26 protein-coding genes and 1 pseudogene are annotated in these 26,298 nt (G+C 67.0%); 12 read left to right on the top strand and 15 right to left on the bottom strand.

What is annotated here, in order from left to right:
• Positions 1-6: 6 nt before the first annotated feature.
• Together LFT46_RS21195 and LFT46_RS16200 are read right to left on the bottom strand one after the other, a co-directional pair.
• Positions 7-726: a class F sortase gene (locus tag LFT46_RS21195; RefSeq protein WP_272910806.1), complete on the bottom strand. Its 720-nt coding sequence runs from the start codon at positions 724-726 to the stop codon at positions 7-9.
• 22 nt (positions 727-748) lie between these two features.
• Positions 749-1,522 (bottom strand): CHRD domain-containing protein, encoded by a 774-nt coding sequence (locus LFT46_RS16200; RefSeq protein WP_236799451.1) that lies wholly within the window; start codon positions 1,520-1,522, stop codon positions 749-751.
• Between the two features lie 232 nt (positions 1,523-1,754).
• Between LFT46_RS16200 and nhaA the strand changes: the two genes are divergently transcribed.
• A complete protein-coding gene (gene nhaA / locus LFT46_RS16195; protein ID WP_236820375.1) occupies positions 1,755-3,107 on the top strand; it encodes a Na+/H+ antiporter NhaA in 1,353 nt (450 codons plus the stop codon).
• Between the two features lie 14 nt (positions 3,108-3,121).
• Here nhaA and LFT46_RS16190 read toward each other — a convergent pair whose 3' ends face one another.
• The 6 genes from LFT46_RS16190 to ctaC all read right to left on the bottom strand — a co-directional run bounded on the left by LFT46_RS16190 (position 3,122) and on the right by ctaC (position 10,214).
• Positions 3,122-3,298 (bottom strand): hypothetical protein, encoded by a 177-nt coding sequence (locus tag LFT46_RS16190; protein WP_236820374.1) that lies wholly within the window; start codon positions 3,296-3,298, stop codon positions 3,122-3,124.
• A 199-nt stretch (positions 3,299-3,497) separates the two neighbouring features.
• Complete coding sequence (locus tag LFT46_RS16185) at positions 3,498-4,655, bottom strand: ABC transporter ATP-binding protein (protein WP_236820373.1); 1,158 nt, start codon at positions 4,653-4,655, stop codon at positions 3,498-3,500.
• On the bottom strand, positions 4,652-6,241 hold the full coding sequence (locus LFT46_RS16180; RefSeq protein WP_236820372.1) for an ABC transporter permease: 1,590 nt from the start codon (positions 6,239-6,241) through the stop codon (positions 4,652-4,654). The genes LFT46_RS16185 and LFT46_RS16180 overlap by 4 nt, the downstream gene beginning before the upstream one ends.
• A 4-nt stretch (positions 6,242-6,245) precedes the next feature.
• Positions 6,246-7,301, bottom strand: coding sequence for an iron ABC transporter substrate-binding protein (locus tag LFT46_RS16175; RefSeq protein WP_236820371.1), 1,056 nt, complete (start codon positions 7,299-7,301; stop codon positions 6,246-6,248).
• Positions 7,302-7,626: 325 nt separating this feature from the next.
• Positions 7,627-9,360 carry an aa3-type cytochrome oxidase subunit I gene (gene ctaD / locus LFT46_RS16170; RefSeq protein WP_236802926.1) on the bottom strand — a complete coding sequence of 578 codons (1,734 nt, stop codon included), beginning with the start codon at positions 9,358-9,360 and terminating at the stop codon, positions 7,627-7,629.
• A 35-nt stretch (positions 9,361-9,395) separates the two neighbouring features.
• Positions 9,396-10,214, bottom strand: coding sequence for an aa3-type cytochrome oxidase subunit II (ctaC, locus tag LFT46_RS16165; RefSeq protein ID WP_236802925.1), 819 nt, complete (start codon positions 10,212-10,214; stop codon positions 9,396-9,398).
• Between the two features lie 240 nt (positions 10,215-10,454).
• Between ctaC and LFT46_RS21375 the strand changes: the two are divergent.
• Together LFT46_RS21375 and LFT46_RS16160 are read left to right on the top strand one after the other, a co-directional pair.
• Positions 10,455-10,766 (top strand): annotated as a pseudogene (locus LFT46_RS21375) (nitrilase-related carbon-nitrogen hydrolase); the annotation flags it as partial.
• A gap of 34 nt (positions 10,767-10,800) precedes the next feature.
• On the top strand, positions 10,801-11,088 hold the full coding sequence (locus tag LFT46_RS16160; protein WP_236820370.1) for a nitrilase-related carbon-nitrogen hydrolase: 288 nt from the start codon (positions 10,801-10,803) through the stop codon (positions 11,086-11,088).
• A gap of 31 nt (positions 11,089-11,119) precedes the next feature.
• Here LFT46_RS16160 and LFT46_RS16155 read toward each other — a convergent pair whose 3' ends face one another.
• From LFT46_RS16155 to LFT46_RS16145, 3 genes are all read right to left on the bottom strand, one after another.
• Entirely contained in the window at positions 11,120-11,605 is a 486-nt protein-coding gene (locus tag LFT46_RS16155) for a hypothetical protein (RefSeq protein WP_336885531.1), read from the bottom strand.
• Positions 11,605-12,324, bottom strand: coding sequence for a VIT1/CCC1 transporter family protein (locus LFT46_RS16150; protein ID WP_236799444.1), 720 nt, complete (start codon positions 12,322-12,324; stop codon positions 11,605-11,607). Before LFT46_RS16150 ends, LFT46_RS16155 begins: the two co-directional genes overlap by 1 nt.
• A gap of 75 nt (positions 12,325-12,399) precedes the next feature.
• Positions 12,400-13,749 (bottom strand): cytochrome P450, encoded by a 1,350-nt coding sequence (locus LFT46_RS16145; protein ID WP_236799443.1) that lies wholly within the window; start codon positions 13,747-13,749, stop codon positions 12,400-12,402.
• A 160-nt stretch (positions 13,750-13,909) separates the two neighbouring features.
• On the opposite strand from LFT46_RS16145, the gene LFT46_RS16140 reads away from it, so the two are divergent.
• Entirely contained in the window at positions 13,910-15,271 is a 1,362-nt protein-coding gene (locus LFT46_RS16140) for a phenylacetate--CoA ligase family protein (RefSeq protein WP_236820369.1), read from the top strand.
• Positions 15,272-15,327: 56 nt separating this feature from the next.
• On the opposite strand, the gene LFT46_RS16135 is transcribed toward LFT46_RS16140, so the two are convergent.
• A complete protein-coding gene (locus LFT46_RS16135; protein WP_236799441.1) occupies positions 15,328-15,552 on the bottom strand; it encodes a hypothetical protein in 225 nt (74 codons plus the stop codon).
• On the bottom strand, positions 15,552-15,809 hold the full coding sequence (locus LFT46_RS16130) for a hypothetical protein (protein ID WP_236820368.1): 258 nt from the start codon (positions 15,807-15,809) through the stop codon (positions 15,552-15,554). The genes LFT46_RS16135 and LFT46_RS16130 overlap by 1 nt, the downstream gene beginning before the upstream one ends.
• 308 nt (positions 15,810-16,117) lie before the next feature.
• Between LFT46_RS16130 and LFT46_RS16125 the strand changes: the two genes are divergently transcribed.
• The 3 genes from LFT46_RS16125 to LFT46_RS16115 all read left to right on the top strand — a co-directional run bounded on the left by LFT46_RS16125 (position 16,118) and on the right by LFT46_RS16115 (position 17,852).
• Positions 16,118-16,471, top strand: coding sequence for a hypothetical protein (locus LFT46_RS16125; protein ID WP_236820367.1), 354 nt, complete (start codon positions 16,118-16,120; stop codon positions 16,469-16,471).
• On the top strand, positions 16,468-16,626 hold the full coding sequence (locus LFT46_RS16120) for a hypothetical protein (RefSeq protein WP_236820366.1): 159 nt from the start codon (positions 16,468-16,470) through the stop codon (positions 16,624-16,626). Before LFT46_RS16125 ends, LFT46_RS16120 begins: the two co-directional genes overlap by 4 nt.
• An 80-nt stretch (positions 16,627-16,706) precedes the next feature.
• Complete coding sequence (locus LFT46_RS16115; protein WP_236820365.1) at positions 16,707-17,852, top strand: carboxylate-amine ligase; 1,146 nt, start codon at positions 16,707-16,709, stop codon at positions 17,850-17,852.
• Between the two features lie 18 nt (positions 17,853-17,870).
• On the opposite strand, the gene LFT46_RS16110 is transcribed toward LFT46_RS16115, so the two are convergent.
• Together LFT46_RS16110 and LFT46_RS16105 are read right to left on the bottom strand one after the other, a co-directional pair.
• Entirely contained in the window at positions 17,871-19,574 is a 1,704-nt protein-coding gene (locus tag LFT46_RS16110) for an alkaline phosphatase family protein (protein WP_236820364.1), read from the bottom strand.
• Positions 19,575-19,576: 2 nt separating this feature from the next.
• Complete coding sequence (locus LFT46_RS16105; RefSeq protein WP_236820363.1) at positions 19,577-20,743, bottom strand: alkaline phosphatase family protein; 1,167 nt, start codon at positions 20,741-20,743, stop codon at positions 19,577-19,579.
• 306 nt (positions 20,744-21,049) lie between these two features.
• On the opposite strand from LFT46_RS16105, the gene LFT46_RS16100 reads away from it, so the two are divergent.
• The 5 genes from LFT46_RS16100 to acsA are packed head-to-tail and all read left to right on the top strand — an operon-like array spanning position 21,050 to position 26,296.
• Positions 21,050-21,406, top strand: coding sequence for an SPW repeat domain-containing protein (locus tag LFT46_RS16100; protein ID WP_236799434.1), 357 nt, complete (start codon positions 21,050-21,052; stop codon positions 21,404-21,406).
• A 15-nt stretch (positions 21,407-21,421) separates the two neighbouring features.
• Complete coding sequence (locus tag LFT46_RS16095; protein ID WP_236799433.1) at positions 21,422-21,769, top strand: CU044_2847 family protein; 348 nt, start codon at positions 21,422-21,424, stop codon at positions 21,767-21,769.
• Between the two features lie 5 nt (positions 21,770-21,774).
• A complete protein-coding gene (locus tag LFT46_RS16090) occupies positions 21,775-23,121 on the top strand; it encodes a phosphoribosyltransferase (RefSeq protein WP_236820362.1) in 1,347 nt (448 codons plus the stop codon).
• Positions 23,111-24,442 (top strand): erythromycin esterase family protein, encoded by a 1,332-nt coding sequence (locus LFT46_RS16085; RefSeq protein WP_236820361.1) that lies wholly within the window; start codon positions 23,111-23,113, stop codon positions 24,440-24,442. Before LFT46_RS16090 ends, LFT46_RS16085 begins: the two co-directional genes overlap by 11 nt.
• A gap of 18 nt (positions 24,443-24,460) precedes the next feature.
• A complete protein-coding gene (gene acsA / locus LFT46_RS16080) occupies positions 24,461-26,296 on the top strand; it encodes an acetate--CoA ligase (RefSeq protein ID WP_236820360.1) in 1,836 nt (611 codons plus the stop codon).
• The last annotated feature ends 2 nt before the right edge of the window (positions 26,297-26,298 follow it).

Raw genomic sequence — 26,298 nt, 5'->3', positions numbered from 1 at the left:
GTCCGATCAGGCTTTGAGCTTGGCGAAAACGACGTAGTTGTCATCGAAGAGGCCGGTGACGGCGTCATAACCGTCGCAGGTGATCAGCCTCAGTTCGGACTCCGGAGTGTTGCCGTAAACCTCAAGGGTGGGGAAATTGTCTTTGCCGTAGACGGCAGCGCGTTCGACGACGAAAAGGGCCGTGCTGCCGTCCGTCCGCGCCACACTGACCTCGGCTCCGGGCGCGAGTTTACGGAGGTCGGCGAAGACACCTTTGTGGCCGCCGAGCGCGTTGACATGCCCCAGCACCACGGCCGGGCCGCGCTCGCCGGGCGTCGGCGAGCCGTTGTACCAACCAGCCGGGGCTCCGTTGCCCTTGTCTTCCGGGACCTGCAGCGAGCCGTTGGGCCGCAGGCCCAGGCTCAGCAGTTCCGTGCGCAGGCCAATCGAGGGGATATCAAGCGCCGCCGGTTCGGACCGGGGCAGGACTGGGGGTTCGACGACGGGAGGTGCGGTGGGTGCGGGCGGGCCGGCAGGAACGGGGGCGGTGGAGATTGGCGCGGCGGGCGAAGGCATGGACGCGGAAGGTGCGGGGGATGCCGACGGTACGGGGGAGAGCGAAGGCGATGGGCCGGTGGCGGACGTTCCTGGTGCGGAGCCGCAGCCGGTGAGGGCGAGCAGGAGCAGAAGCCCGGCAGCCGCGGGGGCCCGAAGGCTTCCACGGCTGCCGGAGTTCAGGAAGGACATGGCGTGGTCCAGCCAGCCGGACTTAGGCTTCCGAACCTGAACCGCGGCGGCGGACCAGGTAGGCGCCACCTGCTGCCGCTGCCAGGACCAAGCCGCCGCCCAGGGCGAGGGCGCCGCTGTCGGTGCCACCGGCCTGCTGCGCAACGCCCGTGTCAACGCCGCCGGCGGGCATCTTCATCTGCCCCGCTTTAAGCGTCCCGCAAAGGGCGGGGGAGGTGGCAGCGAGTGGGAGGCTCGGAACGAGGTCCGATTTGGCGGCCTGCCCGGCCGGGCTGAGGGTGGCCGGATCGAGCCCGTGGACAACGACGACGGCGGTGCCGGACTCCAGGGCGGATTTGGTCTCGGCGTTGAGTTCGAAAGTTCGGTCCACGGTGTAGCTGGCACCCTGGCCCGCAACCTTGAGGTCGAGCCCGGCCGCAGGGCTGGTATCGCCGCTGGTGGACAGGGTCGTCACAATTCCGCCGTAGCTGGGTGCACCCTCGGTGGTGGAAACCACGCCGTCGCCGTCCTTGTCTGCCGACGGTGCTGGGCAGACGCCTTGGGCGCCGCCGTGGATGTGCTGGACGTGGGGGTAGGGCGCGTTGTTGAAGGTGGAGGCCAGACCGGAGACCTTCAGGACGGCGTGTGCCTGATTGCCTGTGACGTCCACGGTGACGGTGCCCGAGGCAGAGCTGCCATTGATTTGGGTGAGAGTGGACTGGTATGTGTGGTCCGCTGCGGAGGCGGGACCGCCCGAAAGGGCCAGGGCGCCCAGGGCGAGGGTGGGAACTGCGAGGAAACGAAGTGTCTTGTTCATCGGAAAGCATTCTCCTCATGCAAGTGACGTTTTGTCCCAGATGAGGGACATTAATGATTCGATGCCATCGAAGCGCCGGATGGGTGTTTTTGTGAACTGGCCCACAAAACCCCGAAATCCGCCGGAGAAGAGTGTTTGGGAGGCGGCAGCGGGGCCCCGTAGAATGGACCGAAGGTGCGCCGGGAAGTCTGGTCGGCATGTATTTGTCGAACCCGGATTTAAGGACGCCTGCATGAGCGCCACACCGCCCACCCCACGCCAGAACAAATTCTTCGGTTCCACCGTTTTTTCCCGTGGCAGCTACGCCGAGGCGCTGCGGATCGGCGAGATCCTCCGCAAGGAAACCGTCGGCGGTGCCCTCCTGGTGGTCGCTGCCGTCATCGCGCTGGTATGGGCAAACTCCCCGGCGTCGGACAGCTACTTTGCCCTCCGCGACTTCAAGGTTGGCTACGAACCATGGCACCTTGAACTGAGCCTGGGGGCGTGGGCGGCGGATGGGCTGCTGGCCATCTTCTTCTTCCTGGTGGGCCTGGAACTTAAACGCGAATTCGTGGCCGGTGACCTGCGCCAGATCAGCAAGTCGATCGTGCCGGTAGCGGCCGCCGTGGGAGGCGTGGCGGTCCCGGCGGTGATCTACGCCGTCGTCAATCTCGCCAGCCCGGAAACGCTCCGGGGGTGGGCCATTCCCACCGCAACGGATATTGCTTTTGCCGTTGCCGTCCTGGCGATCATAGGGTCCCACCTGCCCAGCGCCCTGCGGATCTTCCTGCTCACGCTGGCCGTGGTGGATGACCTGATCGCCATCACCATCATCGCGTTCTTCTACTCCAGCGACATCCAGGTGGCGCCTCTGCTTCTGGCGCTGGTTCCGCTGGCCATCTATGCCTTCCTGGCCCAGAAGTTCCGTCGGTTCTTTGGCCTGCATGCCGCCGCTGCCTGGCTGGTCCTGCTGCCCCTGGGCGCCGTGACGTGGGCGCTGGTGCACGCTTCCGGTATCCATGCCACCGTGGCGGGCGTGCTGCTGGGCTTCGCCATTCCGGTGATCCGCTCCCAGGCGTCGGGCGGGCCCGAAGCCGGACCCGGGCTGGCGGAGATCTTCGAGCACCGGTTCCGGCCCATCTCCGCGGGCGTGGCAGTGCCTGTGTTCGCGTTCTTTTCGGCCGGCGTGGCCGTGGGTGGCTGGGCTGGATTGGGCTCAGCCCTGACGGACCCCGTGGCGCTGGGCATCATCCTGGGCCTGGTCCTGGGCAAGCCGATCGGCATCCTGGCCACCACGTGGATCCTGACCAAAGCCACCAGGGCCACCCTGGACAGCTCCTTCAAATGGATCGACGTGTTTGGTGTTGCGCTGCTGGCGGGGATCGGCTTCACCGTGTCCCTGCTGGTGGCGGAACTCAGCTTCGGCAACGGCAGCCTGCATGACGACCATGCCAAGGTTGGCATCCTGGCCGCGTCGCTGATTGCCGCGCTGCTGGCAACCGCCGTGCTGCGCACCCGCAACCGGCAGTACCGCCTGGCCGAAGAGCTGGAGAACGTGGATTCGGACCACGACGGCGTCCCGGACGTCTACCAGGACCGCGCCTGAGCCCTCACCGGGCTTCAGGCGGTGGCGAGCGGCTTGGCCGGGGGCTGGGGCTTGGCGGTGACGTCCGGTTTCACCGGCGCCCCGGCCTCCACGTGGCGTATCTCCAGGGCTTCGGGGTCCAGCAGCTTGCGCGTGCCGGTCCGGGCGTCCAGGATCCAGAAGAGTTCAAGGGCCGGGACCACGTCGGTCACGCGCCCTTTGTGGAAGAGCCTGCCCCTGTGCCAAGCCTCGATCTGATCCCCGATCCGAAGCTGGGCCGTACGTACTCCTTGTGCCTCCATAATGGGCTGCCTCCTGCTGTTGTATCCCCGTAAGGACAGCTTGGCGGGGAGACATTGCCGGAGTGTTTCCACAGGATGATTTTTCTGTGTCAGGAGAGACGGCTGGTGCTCAGTCCTCCACCGGGAACGCCACGGCTTCGCCCACCACCCGCAGGCACAGTTCCATGCCGGGCCGGGCGATCGAGGCGTTCCAGTGCCGAATGGTGATCACCTCGCCGCCGCCGGGGTAGCGGTGGTCAGCGTGCTCGGCCACTTCCTGCGGCACGTTCAGCTTCAGCCGCACGGTGGTTTCGGGGCCGAAGTAGTCCGTGTCCACCACCACGCCGCGGATGGGTCCGTCCTCGGCGATGCGGATCTGTTCCGGCCGCAGCATCAGCTGTACCCGGCCCTGCGCCGGCGGCCGGCGGACCGGGATGCCGCCCAGGGAGCAGGTGGCCAGGGAGCCCTCCAGCCAGGCGTCCAGGATGACGGCATCACCCAGGAATTCGGCGGTGGCCCGGTCCGCGGGGCGGGTGTACACCACGAAGGGGTTACCGATCTGGGCCAGCTTGCCGCCGCGCATCACGGCCACCTGGTCCGCGAAGGACAGGGCCTCGGCCTGGTCGTGCGTGACCAGGATGGTGGTGACCCCTGCCTCGGCCAGGACCTTGGCCACGGCCCGGCGGGTGGCCACGCGCAGGCCCGCGTCCAGGGCGGAGAAAGGCTCGTCCAGCAGCATCAGCTCCGGTTCGCGCGCCAGCGCCCGGGCCAGGGCGACCCGCTGCTGCTGGCCGCCGGAGAGCTGGTGCGGGCGGCGCTTGGCCATGGACGCATCCAGCGACACCATTTCCAGCAACTCCGCCACGCGGGCGTTGACGGCGCGGCGGCCGCCGTCGAGCTTGGCCGCATTCAGGCCGAAGGCAACGTTCTGGCCTACCGTCAGATGCGGGAACAGGGCACCGTCCTGGGCCACGTACCCGATCTCCCGCTTGTGCGCCGGAAGCCACGCGCCATCACCAGCCACAAGGGTCCCGTTCAGCGAGATGCTCCCGGTGTCCGGATGTTCAAACCCGGCGATCAGGCGCAGCAGCGTGGTTTTGCCGGAGCCGGACGGGCCCACGATGGCGGTGGTGCCGCCCTTGGCCACGGAGAGGTTGACGCCCCTCAGGACCGCCTGCGATCCGAAGTTCTTGGTGACGTCCGTGATCTGCAGGTGGCTGTTGGTGGTTGCCGCCACCGAGGGTGCCACCCGGGGCTCGGGCAGCCTGCGGGTTGATGGTGCTGTCACTGTCCGGCTACTTTCTTGGACTGTTGGAAGAGGAGGTAGGTCATGGGCGCGGAAAGCAGGATCATCAGCAGCGCGTAGGGAGCGGCACCGGCATAGTCGATTTCACTGCTCTTGCTCCAGAACTCGGTGGCCAGGGTCTTGGTGCCGTTGGGGGACAGGAGCAAGGTGGCGGTGAGTTCGTTGGCGATGGCCAGGAACACCAGGGCCGCCCCGCCTGCGGCGGCCGGGGCGGTAAGCCGCAAGGTGACGCGGATGAAAGCCAGCAGCGGCGGCTTGCCCAGCGCCTGCGCGGCCTCGTCCAGTTCCTTGGGCGCCTGCGCCAGCCCGGCCCGGAGGTTGACCAGGGCGCGGGGGAGGAACAGGAGCACGTAGGCTGCCACCAGGAGCCCCGCGGTCTGGTACATCCCCGGGACCATGCGGATGCTCACGGTGACGAATGCCAGGGCCACGACGATGCCGGGCATGGAGCTGGTGACGTAGTTGGACAGTTCCAGGGACTTGCTGAACCAGCCCGGGTGGCGGACGGCGAGGTATGCCATGGGGAAGGCCACCACGGTGGTGGCTGCGGCGCCCGCCAGCCCGTAGGTGAAGGTGGTGAAGAGGGCAGGCAGGAACTCGGACGCGGTCCAGATGTCCGCCCCGCCGGCCAGGATCCACCGCATGACGTAATACAGCGGAAGTCCGAACGCCAGTGCCGTCAGCACCACCAGGAACAGCTGGGCCGGCACCTGGTACGCGTGCAGCGGCAGCCGCAGCGCCCTTGCCTGCACGCCGGAACCGATCCTCGCGTAGCGGGCGGTGCCGCGGCTGCGGACCTCGGCCACCAGCAGGAGCAGGCAGAAGAACACCAGGACGCTGGCCAGCATGTTCCCGGCTGCGCCGTTGAAGGTGGACTGGTACTGGGTCATGATCGCGGTGGTGAAGGTGTCGAACCGGATCATCGCGAACGCGCCGTATTCGGCAAGCAGGTGCAGCCCCACCAGCAGGGCGCCGCCGGTCAATGCAATCCGGAGTTGGGGGAGCACCACTCGGAAGAAGGACCGCCAGGCCCCCAGCCCCAGGGCTGCGGCGGACTGTTCAATGGCCGGGTCCAGCCGGCTCAGGGTGGCCGCGGCCGGGATGTACACCAGCGGGAAATAGGACAGCGTGGAGATCAGGATGCCGGATCCCAGCCCCCCGAGCGACGGGACGGCCGATACCCAGGCATAGCTGTTCACGAACGCGGGGACGGCCAGCGGAGCGGCCAGCAGCACGGCCCAGATCCGGTGGCCGCGCAGTTTGGTCCGCTCCACCAGCCACGCTCCCGCCACGCCAAGCAGCAGGCACAGCGGGATGGTGGCGGCCATCAGGAGCAGGGTGTTCAGCAGGAGTTCGCCCACGCGGGGACGCAGGATAAGCCCGACGGCAGTGTCCCACCCGGTTGCCACCGTCATGTAGGCCACGTACCCCAGCGGGACGAGGGAGAAGAGGGCGATCAGCACCGCCAGGAGGGACACTGCGGAAACGCCGAAAGGCGGGCGGGGGCTGTTGCCCCGGCCCGCCGTCGTCGTGCTCCGCCTGGGAGGAGCCGATAGATCGGTGGTCACGGAATTAGAGGAGTCCTGCCTGGGTCATCAGATCGGTGACCTTCTCGGAGTTAAGCTTGGCGGCGTCAACCTTGGGTGCCTGCAGGTCCTTGATGGGAACCAGCTTGTCATTGGCGGGAACGTCGGAGCCGATGGCGTACTCGAAGGACGTACCGTTCTTGAGTACCTCCTGGCCCTTCTTGCCGGTGATGAACTTCAGGAACTCCTGCGCAGCCGCAGCGTTCTTGGAGGACTTCAGCACACCGCCGCCGGAAACGGACAGGAACGCACCCGGGTCCTGGTTCTTGAAGTAGTACGGGGTGACGTTGCTGGAGTTTTCGCCGGTCTTGGCCTGGTCGCCGTAGTAGTAGTAGTGGTAGATCAGGGCGGCATCCACTTCACCGGCGTTGACGGCCTTCATGGCCGTGCTGTTTCCCTTGTAGGCCTTGGAGTTTTCCTTCATCCCCTTCAGCCACTCTTCCGTGGCGGACTCGCCCTTCAGTTCCAGGAGCGCGGAGACGATGGCCTGGAAGTCGGCACCGCTGGGGGAGGCAGCCCACCTGCCCTTCCATTCGGGGTTGGCCAGGTCAAGCATGGACTTGGGCAGCTTGTCCTCGGTGAGCTTGGTCTTGTTGTAGACCAGCACGGTGGAGCGGGCGGCGATGCCGGTCCACTTGCCGGTGGACGGCGAGAATTCGGCCGGGACCTGGGCCAGGGTGTCCTTGTTGACGTCGGCGAACAGGCCGGCGTTCTCCACCTGCGTCATGGCGGGGGAGTTCTCGGTCAGGAACACATCCGCGGGGGAGGCCTGGCCTTCCTGGATGATCTGGTTGGACAGTTCGGTGTCCGAGCCCTGGCGCATGGTCACCTTGATGCCGGTTTCCGCTGTGAAGGCATCCACCCATTCCTTGGTGAGGCTCTCGTGCTGGGCGTTGTATACCGTGATTTCACCCGAGGAGGCGCCGCCGGAAGCGGCGGACGAGCTGTCGCCGGCGGGGGTGGCGCCGCCGCAGGCGGTCAGGCCGAGAGCTGCGCTGGCGGCGAGTGCGATGCCGGCCAGCGCGCTGTTGCGGATCTTCATTGAGGCTGCTTTCGGTGGGGAAAAAGTCTGCTTGAACCTAGGTCCTATTAGGCAACACGAATGTTTCCTATGTCAGAAAACTGTAGGGTAGGCAAACCTAAGCTCCAAGCCGAAGAGCCTTTTAAGTGACGAGGTTCACATCAATTACGAAACTTGGGCGTGACGTAATTGCCGATGTATCGGCGACTTGCTCGCAGGGCCCTCAACAGCGCTGCCCATAGACACTGGCCCTACTCACAAGTGCTGGCGCTGCCCGTATTCGGGTAGCGCCAGCGTCTTTGCGCCTGGAAGGCCAGGATGCGCCTCGAAAAGCGGGGGACCCTGGCTACTTGTTCGGGTTGGGATCGTGGAGGTCGTGTTCACCGATATCGGCGGCGCCCAGGAGGCCCTCTCCAGGGGCATTTTCATGCGGATGTACGCGGATACTCAGCTCGGGATGGTGCAGGTCCAGGGCGGGGCGCTCGGAACGGATCCGGGGGAGCGAGGTGAAGTTGTGGCGCGGCGGCGGGCAGGACGTGGCCCACTCCAGTGAAGCGCCGAAGCCCCAGGGGTCGTCCACCGTGACCTTCTTCCCGGCGCGCCAGGTGATGAACACATTCCAGAAGAACGGAATCAGTGACGCACCCAGCAGGTAGGAACCGATGGTGGAGAACTGGTTCATGAAGGTGAAGTTGTCCTCCGGCATGTAGTCGGCGTACCGCCGCGGCATGCCCAGGACACCCAGCCAGTGCTGGATGAGGAACGTGGCGTGGAAGCCCAGGAAGAGCATCCAGAAGTGGATCTTGCCCAGGCGCTCGTTGAGCATGGTGCCGGTGAACTTGGGCCACCAGAAGTAGAATCCGGCGAACATGGCGAAGACGACGGTGCCGAACACCACGTAGTGGAAGTGCGCCACCACGAAATAGGTGTCCGAGACGTGGAAGTCCAGCGGCGGGGAGGCCAGGATGATGCCGGTCAGGCCGCCGAACAGGAACGTGGCAAGGAATCCCATGCTCCACAGCATGGGTGTCTCGAACGTCAGCGATCCGCCCCACATGGTGCCGATCCAGTTGAAGAACTTCACGCCGGTGGGCACTGCGATGAGCATCGTCATGAACGCGAAGAATGGCAGGAAGATGGCGCCCGTGACGTACATGTGGTGGGCCCACACCGTCACGGAGAGGGCTGCGATGGCGATGGTGGCGTACACGATGCCCTTGTAGCCGAACAGCGGCTTGCGGCTGAATACCGGGAAGATTTCCGAGACGATGCCGAAGAACGGCAGCGCGATGATGTACACCTCCGGGTGGCCGAAGAACCAGAACAGGTGCTGCCACAGGATGGCGCCGCCGTTGGCGGGGTCGAAAATGTGAGCGCCGAACTTGCGGTCCGCGCCCAGGGCGAACAGTGCGGCGGCCAGCGGCGGGAAGGCCATCAGCACCAGGATGGCCGTGACCAGGGTGTTCCACGTGAAGATGGGCATCCGCCACATAGTGAGGCCCGGGGCGCGCATGCAGATGATGGTGGTGATGAAGTTGACCGCACCCAGGATGGTGCCGAAGCCCGACAACGCCAGGCCGAACACCCACAGGTCGCCGCCGATGCCGGGGGTGAAGGTGGTGTTGGACAGCGGCGCGTAAGCGAACCAACCGAAGGACGCGGCGCCCTGCGGAGTGATGAAGCCGGACACCGCGATGGTGGAGCCGAACAGGAAGAACCAGAATGCCAACGCGTTCAGGCGCGGGAAGGCAACGTCCGGCGCACCGATCTGCAGCGGCATGATGACGTTGGCGAACCCGGCGAACAGCGGGGTGGCGAACATCAGCAGCATCATGGTGCCGTGCATGGTGAACAGCTGGTTGTACTGCTCTTTGGTCTGCAGGATCTGCATGCCGGGCTCGAACAGCTCGGCGCGGATCAGCAGCGCCATCACCCCGGCCAGGCAGAAGAACACGAAGGACGAGATCAGGTACATGTACCCGATGGTCTTGTGGTCCGTGGAGGTGATCCAGTTGACCACGATGGTGCCTTTGGGGCGCCGGACCACTGCCGGTGCCGCCGTGGCTGCCGTTCCACCCATTCTCTGGCCTGTGGTGGTCATTACGGTGCCGTCCTTTACTCTGCTGGTTCCAAAGCCTGCGGTGCCGGTGCCGACTGCGGCTGCCGGTTGAAATCGTTGCCCAGGCTTCCGGTGTTGCCCTTGGCCTTCAGGTCGGCCATGTGGCTGTCATACTCCTGCTGGCTCACCACCCGGACCTTGAAGAGCATCTCTGAGTGGTACTCACCGCACAGCTCCGCGCATTTGCCCATGTATTCGCCGGTGCGCTGCGGGGTGATGCTGATGTATGGGTTGTACTGTTCGTGGCCCGGGTAGAGGTCGCGTTTCTGCAGGAAATCGATGACCCAGAAGGAATGCTGCACGTCGCGGGACTGAAGGTGCAGCTCCACCTTCTTGCCAACGGGCAGGTAGAGGGTGGGCAGCCGGTCCGGGGCGCCGTAGCCGCCTGTCAGGTGGGCCTGCTGCCCGGCGTCCTCATGGACCTGTTCCTTGACGTAGTTGAAATCCCACGACCATTGTTTGCCGAAGACATCGATCACCACGTCCGGATTGGCGTAGCGCTCATCGATGGCGCGCTGGTCCCGGTCCGTGAAGACGAACAGGACGCCGATGACGATCAGCGGGACCGCGAGGTAGAACACCTCAAGCGGAAGGTTGTAGCTCAGCTGCGCCGGGAACCCCACCGTGTTTTTCCTGCGACGGTAGGCCACGATCACCCAGATCATCAGGCCCCAGGTAATGATCCCCACGATCAGCGCGGCGATCCAGGAGTTGACCCACAGGTCAGTGATGAGCGGAGTCTTGTCGGTGGTGTCCCGGGGGCCCGGAAGGAAACCGCGGGTGACTTCCGCGGAGCAGGAGGCCAGGGCCGGCATGGCCAGGAGGCCAACTGCCAGTGCCGCGAAGCGCCGCGTCCTGTGATTCCTGAACGGTCTTCTACCCACTTGTGGTCCCTCCGGCACGCTCCAGAAGCCCAACTGCATGAGCCCACCGCACCAGCAAAAAGCCCGGTGGGTTGTGTGGCCAACCCTACGCGGGGAGGATGCTGATGGGAAGGGGACGGGCTGCGGCCGGGACAAGACCGGAACGCCAGTCCAGGGACGGAAAGGGCAGTCATGGACCCAGCAGAAATGCTCATCGCGGCGGGCCAGTTCAGCGCGGGCACCGATCCCGGGGAAAATACGACGGCGGCCGGCCGGTTGATTGCGCAGGCTGCGGAAGCAGGGGCGCAGCTGGTGGTCCTGCCCGAGTCCAGCCTGTACGGCACCAGCGAGCCGGCCGGGGCCCTGTCAGCCATCGCGCAGGACCTGGACGGCCCGTTCATCCGGAGCATGGCGGGTTTCGCCCGGGAGCATGGCATCGCGGTGGTGGTGGGAACCTATGAGAAGACGGAGGCTGGGCCGCCGTTCAACACCCTGGTGGCTCTGGACAGGCGCGGCAAGATCCTCGGCTGCTACCGGAATGTGGATCCGAGGCCCAGGGAAGGAGGAACACTGGTCCACGCTGGCCAGGGCGAGGGCCATCGAGAACACGGCCTACCTCCTGGCAGCCAACCAGGCAGGGCCGCTGGCCACCGGATACTCCATGGCGGTGGACCCGGCCGGGGTGGTGGTGGCGAATGCCGGCGAGGAGCCCGGCCTGATCGTGGCCCGCCTCAGCCGGGACCGGCTGGCCCGGGTGCGCGAGCAGGTGCCGGTGCTGGAAAACCGCCGCTACGCCGTCGTGCCCCTCCCCGACGCAAGGCGCTGAACGGGCCGGGACGGGCGGCTGCAGGCGAGAATTACCGGATGCCCGCCCAGACCGATGCTGCACCCGAGTGGCCGGTTGCGATGCTTTGGTAGACCAGGAAAACTCCGGCCAGCACGCCCAGTACCGAGGTGGCGGGGAGCAGCCAGCGCGCTTCGAGGATGCCGCGCAGGCCGCGGAAGGCGGGACGCCTGGTCAGGATGGAAGGGAAGGCAGCGGCGATCTGTGCAGCCACCACCACCAGGAAGAAGGCGGTGACGAAGCGCAGGAAGCTTCCCTGTTCGGCGTGTTCCTCGATCAGTTTTGAGACCGGCCTCGCCTTCTCCAACTGCTCCCCGGCTTCCGCCGTAAGGACGGACAGCGGGACCAGAATCAGGGCAAGGATCCCCAGCGGCCAGGCCAGGTAGCGCCTTGAGCGCCGGAGCAGCGCGAAAACCACCGCAGACAGCCCGGCCAGCGGCGCCAGGACCACCACGCCGTGGATCAGCAGGATATGGGCGGGAAGGCCGGCGATCTCCATCAGGCGATCCCGGTGGTGCCCAGCAGGCTGCCCACGGCAAACGTGAAGGCCATGGCAAGCGCGCCGCCCACCACCAGCCGGATGGTCGCCTTGCGCTTGGAGCTTCCGCCGATCTTGGCGCTGACGGTGCCGGTCAGGGCCAGCGCCAGGATGACGGCGACGAAGGTGACGGGGATGCGCGCCTGTTCAGGCGGGAAGATGATGGCCAGCATCGGCAGCACGGCGCCGACGGTAAAGGCGATGGCGGAGGCGAAGGCGGCGTGCCAGGGGCTCACCACTTCTTCTTCGTCAATGTTCAGTTCGGCGGCCAGGTGGGCTTTCAGCGGGTCCTTTGCCGTCAGCTCTTCGGCAACCGTGCGGGCCGTGGCCTCACTGAGTCCCTTGGCCTGGTAAATCCCGGCAAGTTCTTCCAGCTCGCCTTCGGGATCGTCCCGAAGTTCCTGGCGCTCCTTTTCGATCAGCGCCCGCTGGCTGTCGCTCTGGCTGCTCACGGAGACGTATTCGCCCAAGGCCATGGACACCGCACCGCCCACTACTGCGGCCGTGCCGGCCACCAGGATGGGCGCAAGGTCGTTGGTGACGCCCGCGACGCCCACCACTGTTGCCGCGACGGAGACGATGCCGTCGTTGGCACCGAGGACACCGGCGCGCAGCCAGTTGAGGCGTGCTGCCACGCTGCTGTCGTGGGGTTCGCGGCTCAGCTTGAGAGTTTCAGACATGCTGGCAGTAAAGCACCGCATGGACCCCCGTGCCACGAAGGTTTGCATCCCCTAACCGTGTTGGCAGGGAAAGGGTCAGGCGGGGGACACCCGGAACCGGAGCCCGAAGTGATTCAGCGTGCCCGGCAGTGGCCGGTCCGGGGACAGCCGGTGGGACTCCAGGGTGAAGGTGCTGTCCTGCAGCAGGCGGGCCAGCAGGGCACTGGTCAGCAGCAGCACCAACTGGCGGCCGGGGCACCGCACCGGCCCGTCGCTGAAGGGAACCACGCCCCAGTCTTCGGGATCACCGGGGCGGGCATCGTCGTGCTGCAGCCAGAGGCCGGGGTCGAAGGTATCGGCCTGCGTGAGGCGACGGCCGTCGCGGTGGAAGTAAGGGGCAAAGACCAGCACGCCGCAACGCGCCGGCATGGTTCCGTTCTCCCAGGCGACCTCACGGGTGGTCTGGCGCAGGATCATGGGCGTGGTGGGCCACAGCCGCAGGGACTCCAGCACGCAGGCGCGCAGGAAAGGCAGGTTCCGGCCGCCGGTTTGATCAGCAGCAACTTCCTCCCGGGCCTGCGCTGCCTGGCTGGGATGGCTGGCCAGGAGCGCCAGGGTGCGGATTGCCGCCATCCCCGCCGGTTCGAACGCGAACAGCCACTGGGGGACCTGGTCGCCGGGCGCCGTGGGGTCCGAGTCGGGCCGCCCGCGCAGGGCGGAGGCCAAGGTGCCGGGCGGAGCGGCATCGATGCCGGCGCGCACGCGCCCCAGGAATTCGGTCCGCACGCTGTGGCGGCGCGGCTTCAGGCCGGACCAGTTGGCGTCCTTCCGCAGCCGGGCCAGCATATCCGTGAGTTCGACGTCGTCCCTCGCCGCATCGCCGAAGACCACCCGCCGGACGGCCCGGTGCCAGGCGGCGGTGAACAGCGGCCAGTCCAGCGCTCCGTCGGCCGACCCGACGTCGCCCATGGCCGCAAGCAGCAGGGCGTCCGCTTCCTCTTCAACGACCGGCAGGAAGGAATCGGCGAACCGGTGGACCGGGCTGGCGGTATCCAGCGCCTGTTCCTGCAGCGCCCGCCGCACAGTCCTGTCGGTGCCGGTGGAAACCAGCACATTCCGTGGCTCGAAGTGCGCCAGCGCACCGCGTTTTTCGCTGCTCGCCGGCGAGAAGGGCTCCGGCGACTCCGCCAGGACCCGGTGGAGCTGGTCCGGGCGAAGGACCACCGCCTGCTTCCTGAAGGGCAGCCGGAGCAGGAGCGGACCGGCAGGATACTTGGCGTCCAGCTTCTGCATCCGCGTCACGGCGCGCCGGTCCAGGCCCAAGCGCTCGGCCAGGGCCTCGACCCGCGGCCGCCGGATCAGGGGACCTTTGGCCGCCGTCGGAATGAAGACGTCCATCAGGAACGCTGCCGTTTCGCCGATGCCGGCGCGCGGAAGGGAATGCATGGGTACCTGCCTTGCTCGGGTGCTCGTCCTAGGGTGAGGTACCCGATTCTGGGCTCCTGTAGCGGCAGGACATTTTTTGCCCCCAGCAACCGGCTTTCGGCCCTAGCGGTGCCTCTCCGGCGGGAGGAGGCTGGAGGGCGTCCCGTATGAAGGATCTGCCATGGACGTCCGCCTCCTCTCCCAAGTGCTCTCGCTGCGTGCAGCGTGGCGGCGAAGGGACCGGTGGGATGCCGCGCGCATCGCTGTCCACCAGGAACGGGCCCTGCAACGGCTGCGCGAAGCCACCTATGCGGGCTCGGAATTCTACCGGCGCCATCACGCGGGGCTGCACGAGGCTCCCTTGCAGGAACTGCCGCCCGTGAGGAAAGCGGATCTGATGGAGCACTTCGATGAAGCCATCACCACCCCAGACCTGAACCTCGCCGATGTGCAGGACCATTTGCAGGAGCTCGCAGAAGGCGGAGGGGACCCCGGCCGACCATGGAGGGGCCGGTGGTGGGTTGCCGCGACCGCCGGAACGGCGGGCGGCCCGGGGATCTTCGCCTGGAACCGGTTTGAATGGGCAGCTGTCCTGGCGTCCTATGCCCGAGCGTATGACTGGGCCGGCATCTCAGCCGGGAGCCGGGGAAAGCCGGTGAAGACAGCGCTGGTCAGCTCCCGCGTCCCCACCCACCAGTCCGCAGCCGTCGCAGCGTCCCTGGCCTCCCGGTTTGTACCAACGCTCCGGCTCGATGTCACTGCGCCACTGGACGGAACCACGGCCGCCCTGAACGGGTTCCAGCCGAAGGTGCTGGTGGGTTATGCCTCCGCCCTCAAGCCGCTGGCTGCCGAACAGTCCGCCGGGCGGCTGCATATTGCACCCGCCGGCGTCATGTCTGCCTCCGAGGTCCTGACCAGACAGGCTGCCTTGGAGATGGAGGCAGCCTGGGGGACTGCCCCGATTGACGTCTATGCAGCTACCGAAACAGCAGGTATCGCTTCGGGCTGCCCCTACCGGAACAGCCACCTCTACGAGGACCTGGTGATCCTCGAGCCTGTTGACCAGGCCGGAGCACCGGTCCCGGCGGGAACGACAGGGGCCAGAGTGTTGGTTACCGTCCTGTTTTCCCGCACCCTGCCCCTGATCCGCTACGAGATGTCCGACAGCGTCAGGGTCGGCGGGCGTGGCTGCCCCTGCGGGCGATCCTTCAGCCTCCTTGAGGAAGTGGAGGGGCGCCTCGAAGATGTCCTGGAGCTTTCGGGAAGGGAAGGTCCCGTCAGGCTCCATCCGATCGTGTTCCATCATGTGCTGGATGAGGTGGCAATGGGCTGGCAAGTAATCCAGGAACCCGCGCGGCTGCGCGTCCTTGTGGCCGGAATCGCGCCAGGACAAAATCCGGAGGGAATCCGTGCGGCCGTGGCGGGGGCGCTTGAAGCCGCGGGCGTGCCGGCACTCCCGGTGGTCGTGCAGCCGGTTGGCCGGATCGAGCGCACCGCCTTGGGTAAAGCTCCCTTTGTCCGGGCGCTGCGCAGTTCACGCTGACCCGCAATCCATGGCAGGCGCGGGCAGACGTGCGGTGCGGCAGCGCTTGAATCCGCTCAGGCCGGTTCAGCAGCGTCCTGGTCCGGTATCTCGATCTGGAATCCGCAGGCGCAGCGCAGCACCCTGGTGGCCAGGTACACGCCAAGGGCTTCCGGCAACTGGCCATAGGTGCCGTGGATGCTGCGCATTTCGGCTCCGCTGGCGGCCATGACCTGTCCGCAGTGGACGTAGTGGCCGCCCCGGACCAGGACGTCCGGAGTACGCCGGCTTTCGGTGGCCATCAGGCGACGGCGGGGTAGCTGCTGAGGATGTAGTCCGCCGCGGCGGGGCCCGTCATGCGCAGCCGGCAGTTCCGGACATCCACGCCGCAGCGCAGCATTCCCGCGCGGAAGGCCTGGTCCGGCTTCGGCGTCAGGCCGTGCAGCGCTGCCCAGCTGACGTAAAGGCCGTAGAGGCAGTCCGGACCAAGAGGGTGGTCCCTGGAAGGGTCGGAGATAGTTGCTTCGTCGAGGAATAGCTGGAACTGCGAGGACGCCATTGCGTGTCTCTTCCGCTGCTGCTTAATTGCCGCCGTTGGACTACAGCAGCTGCTCTGGCCGGCCTTTGCAGAAGATCCGGGGAGGACGGGGCATGATCCCAGTCACAGGTACTAATCTACGCGGGGGTAGGGCGGAAGTACAGCCGGAGCAATTGCGGCTGCGCAACCGCACCCCTTCCCACGGATTGATAAGGCTGCTTATCATATTGTTCCCTTCCGACGGCGGCCACGGCACCGGGGATGAAATGGTGCAGAGGTTGCCGGGGAAGATTCGACTCATGCGTGCTCCGGAAGGGTAACCAAGAGATATGGAGAACAACGAGATGAACGATTCACCCCTGCACAAGGAATTGCCGCTGCCCGACTATGACCACCTGCCCGTCGGCACCCTTCCCACGCGCATTAACGGGCTGGACGAAGCGGACGTTGCCCAGCTGGTCACCTACGAGAAGGCACACGGAAACCGGCTCCCGATCCTGCAGATCCTGGAGAAGCGGTTGCAGGACCTGCAAAGCGGTGCAGAGCCGAGTGGCACCCGGAATCCGACCACTCCGGAGGTCCAAGGCAACGCAGGGACCCCGCAGCCGTCCTCCGTCCCCGGGCCCCCGGTGAACCCGCCGTCCCACGGCGATCCCACCAACCCGGCACAGCCCCGCAAATGACCTGCGGAACGGGCACGAGCATGCAGGACAACCTGGGCGCCGGCGGCACTGAGAGGCATAGCGGCGCCGCGGACCTGCTCCGCTCGGCCAACTGGGGGGCCGGCGAATTCCGCGACGTGGGCTTCCCCATGGCGGAGGTGCTGCGCCAGCTTTGACGTCCTGATGGACGGGGCAGTCACGCTGGCCTGCTTCTGGGAGGAACTTGCAAGGAAGCAAGGGATAGGGGACGACGACGATGGACACCTACGGCAATGACGGCACCGGCGGCGCCGGTGCAGGCAGGCGCACGTTCGGGATTGAAGAGGAGCTGCTCCTGGTGGACCCTGCCACCGGTGAAGCAGTGCCGCTGGCAGGCGCCCTCCTGGACCTGTACGTCCGGCCGCTGGAGGCCGGTGCCGGCCCCGTCCTGACCGCCGAATTCCAGCAGGAAATGATCGAGCTGGTCACCCCGCCGCACGCCACGCTGGCGAGCCTGGAGCGTGACATCATTGCCGGCCGCGCGATTGCCCACCAGGCAGCCGAGGATGTGGGCGTCAGGGTGGCGGCACTGGGCACTTCGCCGCTGCCGGCCGACCCCCATCCCGTGCAGCTGCGGAGGTTCCGCGCCATGACGGAAGAGTACGGGCTGACCGCCAGGGAACAGCTCACATGCGGATGTCATATCCACGTCTCGGTGGAGTCGCCCGAGGAAGCCGTGGCCGTGCTGGACCGGATGCGCAACTGGCTGCCGGTGCTCATCGCGCTCAGCGCCAACTCCCCGTTCTGGCATGGCCAGGACAGTGGCTACGCCAGTTACCGCTCGCAGGTGTGGAACCGCTGGCCCTCTGCCGGACCGCTGGAAATCCTGCGAACACCCGATGCCTACCACCAACTAGTGCACGACATGGTGAGCACCGGGGTGGCCCTCGATGAGGGCATGATCTACTTTGACGCCCGCCTCTCCCGGCACTATCCCACCGTGGAGATCCGCCTGGCCGATGTGTGCCTCCGGCCGGAGGACACGGTCCTGCTGGCTGGGATTGCCAGGGCCCTGGTGGAAACCGCGGCAAGGGAGTGGCGGGAAGGAATCGAACCGGTGGCTGTCCCGTCGGCGTTGCTCCGCCTGGCTGCCTGGAAGGCGAGCCGCTGGGGCCTCCGCGGTGAGCTGCTGGATCCGCAGACGCACCGCCCGGCGCCCGCCCTCGCCGTCGTGAATTCGCTGCTGAACCATGTCCGCGGGGCGCTGGAGGACATGGGGGACCTGCAGCGGGTGGAGGACCTGGTGGACCGGCTGCTCGCCCGCGGCACCGGTGCGGTGCGGCAGATAGAGGTGCTGCACCGCACCGGGGACATGGAACGGGTGGTGGAGGACGCGGCCAACTGCACCGTTTCGGCGCCCTAGCCAAGGCCGGAAAGGTAGTCAGTAAGTCGTCGCGTTGGGCAGGATCAGTGGCGGCAGCGGTGCCTGGTCGAAGTCGAAGGCCTTGGCCAGGTCGCCCAATTGCGGGTTGTTCTCGCGCACGTCGGGCCTCGGGTCCGGCCGTCCGTCGGTGGCGGGATCGATGCGCTCGCCGCCCAGGAAATCGTCCTCGATGAACTTGAAGTAGGCATCCTGGCTGAGCACCTGGTGGTCAATGTAGCCCTTCTTCGCATAGGGGCTGATCACCAGGCCCGGGACGCGCAGGCCGTAGCCGTTGTCGTCCACTACCGGCGGCTGCAGGTGGTCGTAGAACCCTCCCCAGTCGTCCCAGTTGAGGAAGATTGCCGTGCTGTCCCAGTCCGGCCCGCTCATGACAGCGTTGATCAGTCCTGCCACGTACGCCTGCCCGGTGCTGATTTTGGCCGGGGCGTGCTCGCTGACTTTGTCCGTGGGCGCCACCCAGGTGACGGCGGGCAGGGTGCCTTGCTTCGCGGCGTCGTAGAAACCACTCAGCGGCTTGATGTTGCCCTGCTGGCCGTCCTCCTTCACCGTGTCGAAGTACAGCAGCGGGTTCCACAGGCCCGGGGTTTTGGCGTCCTGCTTGACGGGATCGCAGGTGGCGGCGTCGTTCCGGCAGTCGGGTTCAGTGCCGTTGAAGACGTAGTAGGCCCAGTCCACCTGGTGCTTGTGGAGCAGGAAGGTCAGGTCAGTCCAGGCGTAGTCCGGCAGTTCCAGTTTTTTGGCGGCCTCGGTGAGCTTCTTCTTCAGGTCGTCGGCCACCGGCGCGGCGTCCACCGCAGCCTGGCAGACAGCGTAGGAATCGGTGGGCTTGCAGCTGGTGCCGATGATCTGGTCGATCTGGGCGGCCAGGTCCGGGTTGATGCCCGCTGCCTCCAGCGCCTCCTTGCACGGGTCCAGGTCCATCCCGGCCTGGCACTTTCCGATCAGGGTGTCCTTGATGATCTGGGGCTCCGGTTCGGGATCCGGATTCTGCAGGGCGTTGACGCACGATGACGGATCTCCACTGACGGTGCACTTGGCCGACCATTCCGAGACCAGGTACAGGTGGGCCGGCAGGCTCCAGGAGGCGGCGGAGGCGAACAGGTGGTCCTGGAGCGTGAAGTTCTGCGCATAGGCCCAGTAGTTGGGCAGGTCCCGGCCGTCGTGGAAACCCATCACGTCCGTAGGCGCACTGGTGTTGTACACGCAGTTGGTGCTGCCGGCGCTGCAGCCCGACAGCCCTTTCTCCGCCTGCGCCACAAACCCGTCCATCGCCCCGCCGTTGATGTCCGCCGTGGCGTCCGTGTGACTGTGCGGGCCCCCTGCGTTGCTGTCCGCCGAGTTGTAGAAGGGCCTGGCGCAGCCGCCCTCCGCAGGGTCGGGGACGCAGACGCTGGGCTGGCCGTCCTTCATGGGGATCCCGTCGGCCCCGGGAAAGGTGCCGAAGTAGCTGTCAAAGGATCTGTTCTCCTGGGTGATGATCACCACGTGCTTGATCTTGGAGATTCCGGCAGCGGCGATGCCAGCGGGACCGGCCGCAGGAGCGGCGTTCGGTGACGGGTTCGCCGGCGCCGCTGCAGGGGAGCCCGTCTGTTGCGGGCCGGCACGGAACACGGTGAAAAGAACGACGGCGAGGATCACCAAAGCGACCACTGCGGCAGCCCCCAGTACGAGCCGGCGTCGTCCGTTATGCTCAGGCCACATCCTCAGGATTCCTTCCGGTAAACGTCGTCGCTGAAGACCCTCGCACCGGGGTCTGCCGCCAGTCCCAGGCGGGGGAGGCGGAAGAAGTCCTCGATGCTGGCCAGCAGGCTGTAGTGGTTGTAGGCCCGGTCCGATGAGGTCCCCGCCTCGCTGAACGGGGACAGGACCAGCGCGCCCACCTTGCCGCCCGCCGTGCCGCCGGCTGGTACGGCACTGGCCGGTTCGGACGGCCCGGCGGCGTCGCCCTCGGCCTCATCGAAGGTGATCACCAGCATCCCGTCCTGCTTGTACGCCGGGGAGGACAGGATGGCCGGCACCTGCTCCTTGAGCCAGCTGTCCGCCGCACCCAGGCCGCCGTCCGAGCCGTCGGCGCAGGTGCCGTCATGCCCGTCATGGCAGAGGTTGGGCGTGATGTAGGCAAGGTTCGGGGTGGTGTCCACGGACTGCAGGTCGTCCTTGAGGGCCGAGGAGTTCACAACGTTCCTTGCGCACTCCGGGGATGAGGTGATGGAGCGGAAGTACACAAAGGGGTTGTGGTGGGTGGAGTACTGCTCCTCCGGGGTGGCCTTGATGTGGTTGTCGGCCTCTTCCAGGACCGGGTGCTCGCACGGCTGCTGCATGTCCTCCATGTAGCCCTTCCAGGTTTTGCCCTGCGCCGCCAGTTGCCCTGCCAAGGTCTGGACGTTCTCCGGATAGACGCACCCGTCGCCCTGCAGCGTGCCGTCCGAATTGGTTCCAGTGGCGGTGAACCCGGTGTAGGTGTGGCAGTCCTTCTCGGTGCTGTCGTTGGGGGGTTGCCCGGAAATCTGGGCCAGGTAGTTGGGCAGTGAGTTGTGCGCTATGCCGTAGTAGTTCTGCAGCAGCACGCCCTTCTTCCGCAGTGTTCCGGACAAGTACGGGGCGGGGGAGTTGTCGCCCCAGACGCTGGCGTATCCCTTGTTTTCCAGGTTGATCACGAAGATGTGCTGGGGTGTGCCGGCGGCCTTTACGGCGTCGACAGCGTCTGCAGCGGAGCTTGGGTTTGCCGTGGGTGTTGCCGTTGCCGGTGAAGCGCTTGGCGAAGGCGTGGCAGCACCGGACGGCGTGGCTGTTTGCGGAGCCGGCGCGGGAGCGGGCGCCTGGCAGGCCACCACTCCGGACAGGAACAGTGCCAGAACGGGCAGCAGCATGGGAGAGGGGCGCCTCACCGCAGCGAAGGGACGGAGTGGTCTTCGGTTCACGGGCAACCTCCACGGTCGGGTATTCACCTGCGCCCCAGCGCTGCGGTCACTCTTGCACACCGGGACCGCTATTTGCAGGGGCGATTGCTGTGAGTTGGCAGTGAATCGCGACGCAATGCAGGCGCTGTCCTGCCTAGGTCTTTCTGCCCTACACCCCGAACAGCGCCAGGCGTTGACTTAAATCGCGGGAAACAAAGGCCCGCGGGACGGGAAACGCACAGGGCGCAGCCGTCCCAGAACAGAAAGGAAAGTTCAGTGAAGAAGTGGTATCGGTGGCAGGACTACGTAGCTGCTGCCGCCGGACTCTTTACCGCGGTGGCGGTCCTGTTCACGCGGCAGCAAAACATGTCCACCACCCTCATGCTCGTCTTCGGCGGGCTCCTGGTGGTCAGCGGCATCATCAACCTGGCCATGCCGGGAACTCCGGCCATGGAATACGTGCAGGCCATCCTCGCAGCAGGACTGGTCCTCTCGCCATGGCTCGGAACATACACGGGCGCGACGGGGGCTGCCTGGACGTCATGGATCGCAGGGGCAGTGGCACTGGTGGTAACAGCGGTGGCCATCAAGCCCAGCACCGACGTCCGCCGGACTTACCGCGTCTCGCATTAGTAAAAGGAATCCGCCATGACCGAGGTGCTGCGGTACGAAGTGGGATCCGGGACCGTGCTTGTCGAGGCTGCTGATGACAGCTACGGCGTGGACCATCCCGCACGGAACGAGCAGGGAATCCTGGACACGGGCAGGCGACTGGAAGATGCACTCGCCAGCGTCCGCCCCGCCGCCCGCGCAGCACTGGAGGCCATGGCGGAACTAACTCCGGAAAAGATCGAAATCGAATTCGGCGTCAAGCTTGCGGGGGACGCAGGGGCCGTGATTGCCAAGAGCAGTTCCGATGCCCACTTTGTCCTCCGCATGTCCTGGGCCCCTGCCGCGGCAGCGGTGCCCGGGGAAGAAATCATGCATGGCGGGTGACAGCTATGGTTGCGTTTCATGACAGGTCCGACGCCGGGCGGCGGCTGGGCAAACGGCTTGCGGGCCTGCGAGGACGGGACGTGGTGGTGCTGGGCCTGCCCCGCGGCGGTGTCCCGGTGGCGTTCGAAGTAGCAAAGGCCCTCGAAGCGCCGCTGGACGTGATCGTGGTGCGGAAACTGGGGGTTCCGTTCCAGCCCGAGGTGGCCATGGGGGCCATCGGGGAGGGCGGAGTCCGCGTCCTGGATGCGCGCACCATGTCCCTGGCCCGGGTTTCGCAGGAGGACCTGCAGCAAGTGGAACGGCAGGAACGGGCACTGCTGGAAAGCAGGGTGGCGCGGTTCCGCCAAGGGCGTCCCCGCATCAACCTCGACGGCCGCACGGTGATCATCGTGGATGACGGCATCGCCACCGGTTCCACCGCCAGGGCCGCTTGCCAGGTGGCCCGGCACCTCGGCGCGGCGAAAGTGATCCTTGCCGTTCCTGTTGCCCCTGCCCGTGCCATCGTGGAGCTGAAGGAACCGGACGACGTCGTCTGCCTGCTCTCGCCCCAGCACTTCCAGGCCGTGGGCTACTACTACCACGACTTCTCGCCCACCGAAGATGGCGAGGTGGTGCAGTTGCTGGACGCCGCCGCATCCCCGGCACGCCGCCGCGCCGAGGAAGGCGGGGACGGGAGCCTGGAGCAGGACGTGGAGATTCCCAACGGCCGGGTGGTGTTGAGGGGCAGCCTCTACCTGCCCGCCAGGTGCGACGGCACCGTCCTCTTTGCCCACGGCAGCGGCAGCAGCCGGCACAGTCCCCGCAACCGCTTCGTCGCCTCCGTGCTGCACGGGGCAGGCCTGGGCACCCTGCTGCTTGACCTGCTTACCCCGGAGGAGGAGGTCAACCGGGCGAACGTGTTCGACATCGCCCTGCTGGCACACCGCCTTTCCTCGGCAACCCATTGGCTGGAGGCACGGCACGACGGCTCGGCCGGCCGGATCGGCTACTTCGGGGCCAGCACCGGCGCGGGCGCCGCCCTGTGGGCCGCCGCAGAGCCCGGCGCCCAGGTTGAAGCCGTGGTGTCCCGTGGCGGACGTCCGGACCTGGCAGGCCCGCGGCTGGCGGCCGTGAAAGCGCCCACCCTCCTGATCGTCGGTGGCGCGGACACGCAGGTGCTGGCCCTCAACCGGCAGGCTATGGCCCAGATGCAGGCCCCCACCCGGCTGGAGGTTGTCCCGGGCGCCACCCATCTCTTCGAAGAGCCCGGCACCCTGGCCATGGCAGCCAGCCTTGCCGCGGACTGGTTCCGGCAGTACCTTCTGCCCGAGCCGGTGGGGCGGTCCAGGCCGGAGGCCAGGGATGAACGCTGACGGCCGCTGGGCTGAGCGGGGTGAGGAACGGGCGGCTGAAACGGGCCAGATCCGCCGCCTCGCCCACCCCCTGGCCACGGCGGACCACCTCGAATCCCTGGTCCGCCTCGCTGCCCCCGCCCGGTTCGTCTGCCTTGGCGAGGCATCGCACGGCACCCGGGAGTATTACCACTGGCGGGCGCTGCTCAGCCGGCGGCTCATCGAAGAGTACGGCTTCACATGGATCGGGGTGGAAGGGGACTGGCCGGACTGCTGGCGGATCAACCGCTGGGTCCGGGGCGAGGCCGGCCAGGACATGGATGCCCGCCGGCTGCTGGCGGGCTTTGAACGCTGGCCCACCTGGATGTGGGCCAACCAGGAGGTGGCGGAGTTCCTCACCTGGCTGCGCGACCGGAACCTGGACCTCCCCGCGCACCAGCGCACCGGCTTCTACGGCCTCGATGTCTACTCCCTGTGGGATTCGCTGCGGGAGATCTTCTCCTGGCTCGAGGCCAACGCCGAGGACGCCCTCCCGGCCGCCATGCAGGCCTGGCACTGCTTCGTTCCGTACCGCGAGGACCCCCAGCGGTATGCCTTGAGCGGCCGGCTGGTGCCACAGTCCTGCGAGGCGGACGTGGTGGCACTGCTGGCGGAGGTCCGGCGGCGAACGCTGGGCCGGATGCAGGATAATCCGGCGGCCTTCGACGCCGTCCAGAATGCCATCGTGGCCACCAACGCTGAGCGCTACTACCGCACCATGGTGCGCGGCGACCAGCAGTCCTGGAACATCCGGGACCACCACATGAGCGACACCATCGACCGGATCGCGCGCCACCACGGACCGGACTCCAAGGGGCTGGTGTGGGCGCACAACACGCACGTGGGCGATGCCCGGGCAACGGACATGGCGCATGACGGCAAGGTCAACATCGGGCAGCTGGTCCGGCAGCGGCACCCCGGAGAGGTGGTGCTGGCGGGGTTCGCGTCCTACGCCGGCTCGGTCACCGCAGCGGAGTCATGGGGATCACCGGAGTGGGTAATGGATGTGCCTGCCGCCGTACACGGGAGCCACGAGGACCTCCTCAACGAGGCACTGGGCGAGCCGTCCGTCCTGGTGTTCGGTGCCGACAGGACCGGGCCCTGGCTCACCTCCTGGCGCGGCCACCGGGCCATCGGCGTGGTGTACAACCCGCACCGGGAGCGGGGCAACTACGTCCCCACGCGGATGGGGGAACGCTACGACGCCCTGTTCTGGCATCCCCGGACCGAGGCGCTGCGGCCGCTGCACCACGAGTACCAGCCCGGCGGACCCGAGTTCGAGACCGAGCCCTCCGGGTTCTAGGCACGAGGGAGGACCACTATGACCACCGGAGTTGAAGGGTCCACGCGCTGGCCAGCCATCACCAAGGACGTGGCCGCGCTCCCGGTGCAGCCCAACATGCTGGATTACGACGCGGCCCGGCGGGATTTCACCTGGGACCAGGCGCGGCGGGCGCTGGCCGGGCTGCCCGGCGGCCGGGGGCTGAACATCGCCTACGAGGCCGTGGACCGCCACGTCGCGGAGGGCCGCGGCGGCAGGGAGGCCCTGCGTTTCGTCAAGGCCGACGGCGGCACCCGGTCCCTGAGCTATGGCCACCTTTCGGAGCGGTCCGGGAGGTTCGCGGCAGTACTGCAGGGCCTGGGCGTGGGACGCGGCGAGCGGGTCTTTTCGCTGCTGGGGCGCAGCCCGGACCTGTATGTCGCGGTCCTTGGCACCTTCAAGAACGGCAGCGTCTTCTGCCCGCTCTTTTCCGCCTTTGGCCCCGAGCCTGTGCGGCAGCGGCTGCACCTGGGCACCGGCAGGGTGCTGGTGACAACCAGGGCGCTGTACCGCAAGAAGATAGCTCCGGTGCGGGACGCCCTGCCCGAACTCCGCCACGTCCTGCTGGTAGACACGGACAGTCGGTCTGAACCGGGAACCCTGGACCTGGCCGCACTCCTGGCCCAGGTCGACCCTGTCGAGGAGATCGCTGACACCCAGCCGGGGGACATGGCACTGCTGCACTTCACCAGCGGCACCACGGGCACACCGAAGGGCGCCATCCACGTCCACGACGCCGTCGCAGCCCACTACGCCACCGGCCGCTTCGCCCTGGACCTGCACCCGGACGACATCTACTGGTGTACCGCGGATCCGGGCTGGGTGACCGGCATGTCCTACGGCATCATTGCGCCGCTGGTGCATGGAGTCACCGCCGTTGTGGACGAGGAGGAACTGGACGCGGACCGCTGGTACCGGATCCTCGCGGAGCAGCACGTCACGGTCTGGTACACCGCGCCTACGGCCCTGCGGATGCTCATGAAAGCGGGCGGTGAAAGGGCTGCCGGACATGACCTCTCCGCGCTGCGCTTCATCGCCAGCGTGGGGGAGCCGCTGAACCCGGAGGCGGTGGTGTGGGGCCAGGACGTGCTGGGCCTGCCGGTGCACGACAACTGGTGGCAGACCGAGACCGGCGGGATCATGATCGCCAACTACCCCGCCATGGACATCCGGCCCGGCTCCATGGGCCGGCCACTGCCCGGCATCGAGGCCGCCCTGGTGGCCAGGGACGCCGACGGCAAACCCATCATCAGGGACGGCCAGGCTGTCCTGGTCACCGGACCGGACACCATGGGGGAGCTGGCGCTGCGGCCCGGCTGGCCCTCGATGTTCCGCGGCTACCTCAATGAGGAGGAGCGGTACCGGCGCTGCTTCGCCGGCGGCTGGTACCTCACGGGAGACCTGGCAAAGCGCGACGGCGACGGCTACTACTGGTTCGTTGGCCGCGGCGACGACGTGATCAAATCCTCCGGCCACCTGATCGGCCCCTTCGAAGTGGAGAGCTGCCTCATGGAACACCCGGCCGTGGCCGAAGCGGGTGTGATCGGAGTGCCGGACCCGGTGGCCGGGGAAGTGGTGAAAGCCTTCGTCGAACTCAAGCCGGGCCACCAGCCGAACGAGGAGCTGCAGCTGGACATCATCGGCTTCGCACGGAAACGGCTGGGTGCCGCCGTGGCGCCCAGGCTGCTGGACTTCACCGCCACCTTGCCCAAGACCCGAAGCGGAAAAATCCTCCGCCGGCTCCTCAAAGCCCGCGAACTGGGGCTGCCGGAAGGTGACACCTCGACGCTGGAATCCACGGCGGGCCCGGCAGTGACACTGAAGGAACAGCAATGAGC

This window comes from Arthrobacter sp. FW306-07-I (assembly GCF_021800405.1).
In the GTDB taxonomy this organism is placed as follows: Bacteria; Actinomycetota; Actinomycetes; order Actinomycetales; family Micrococcaceae; genus Arthrobacter.
This window is presented reverse-complemented; position numbering and strand designations above follow the sequence as displayed.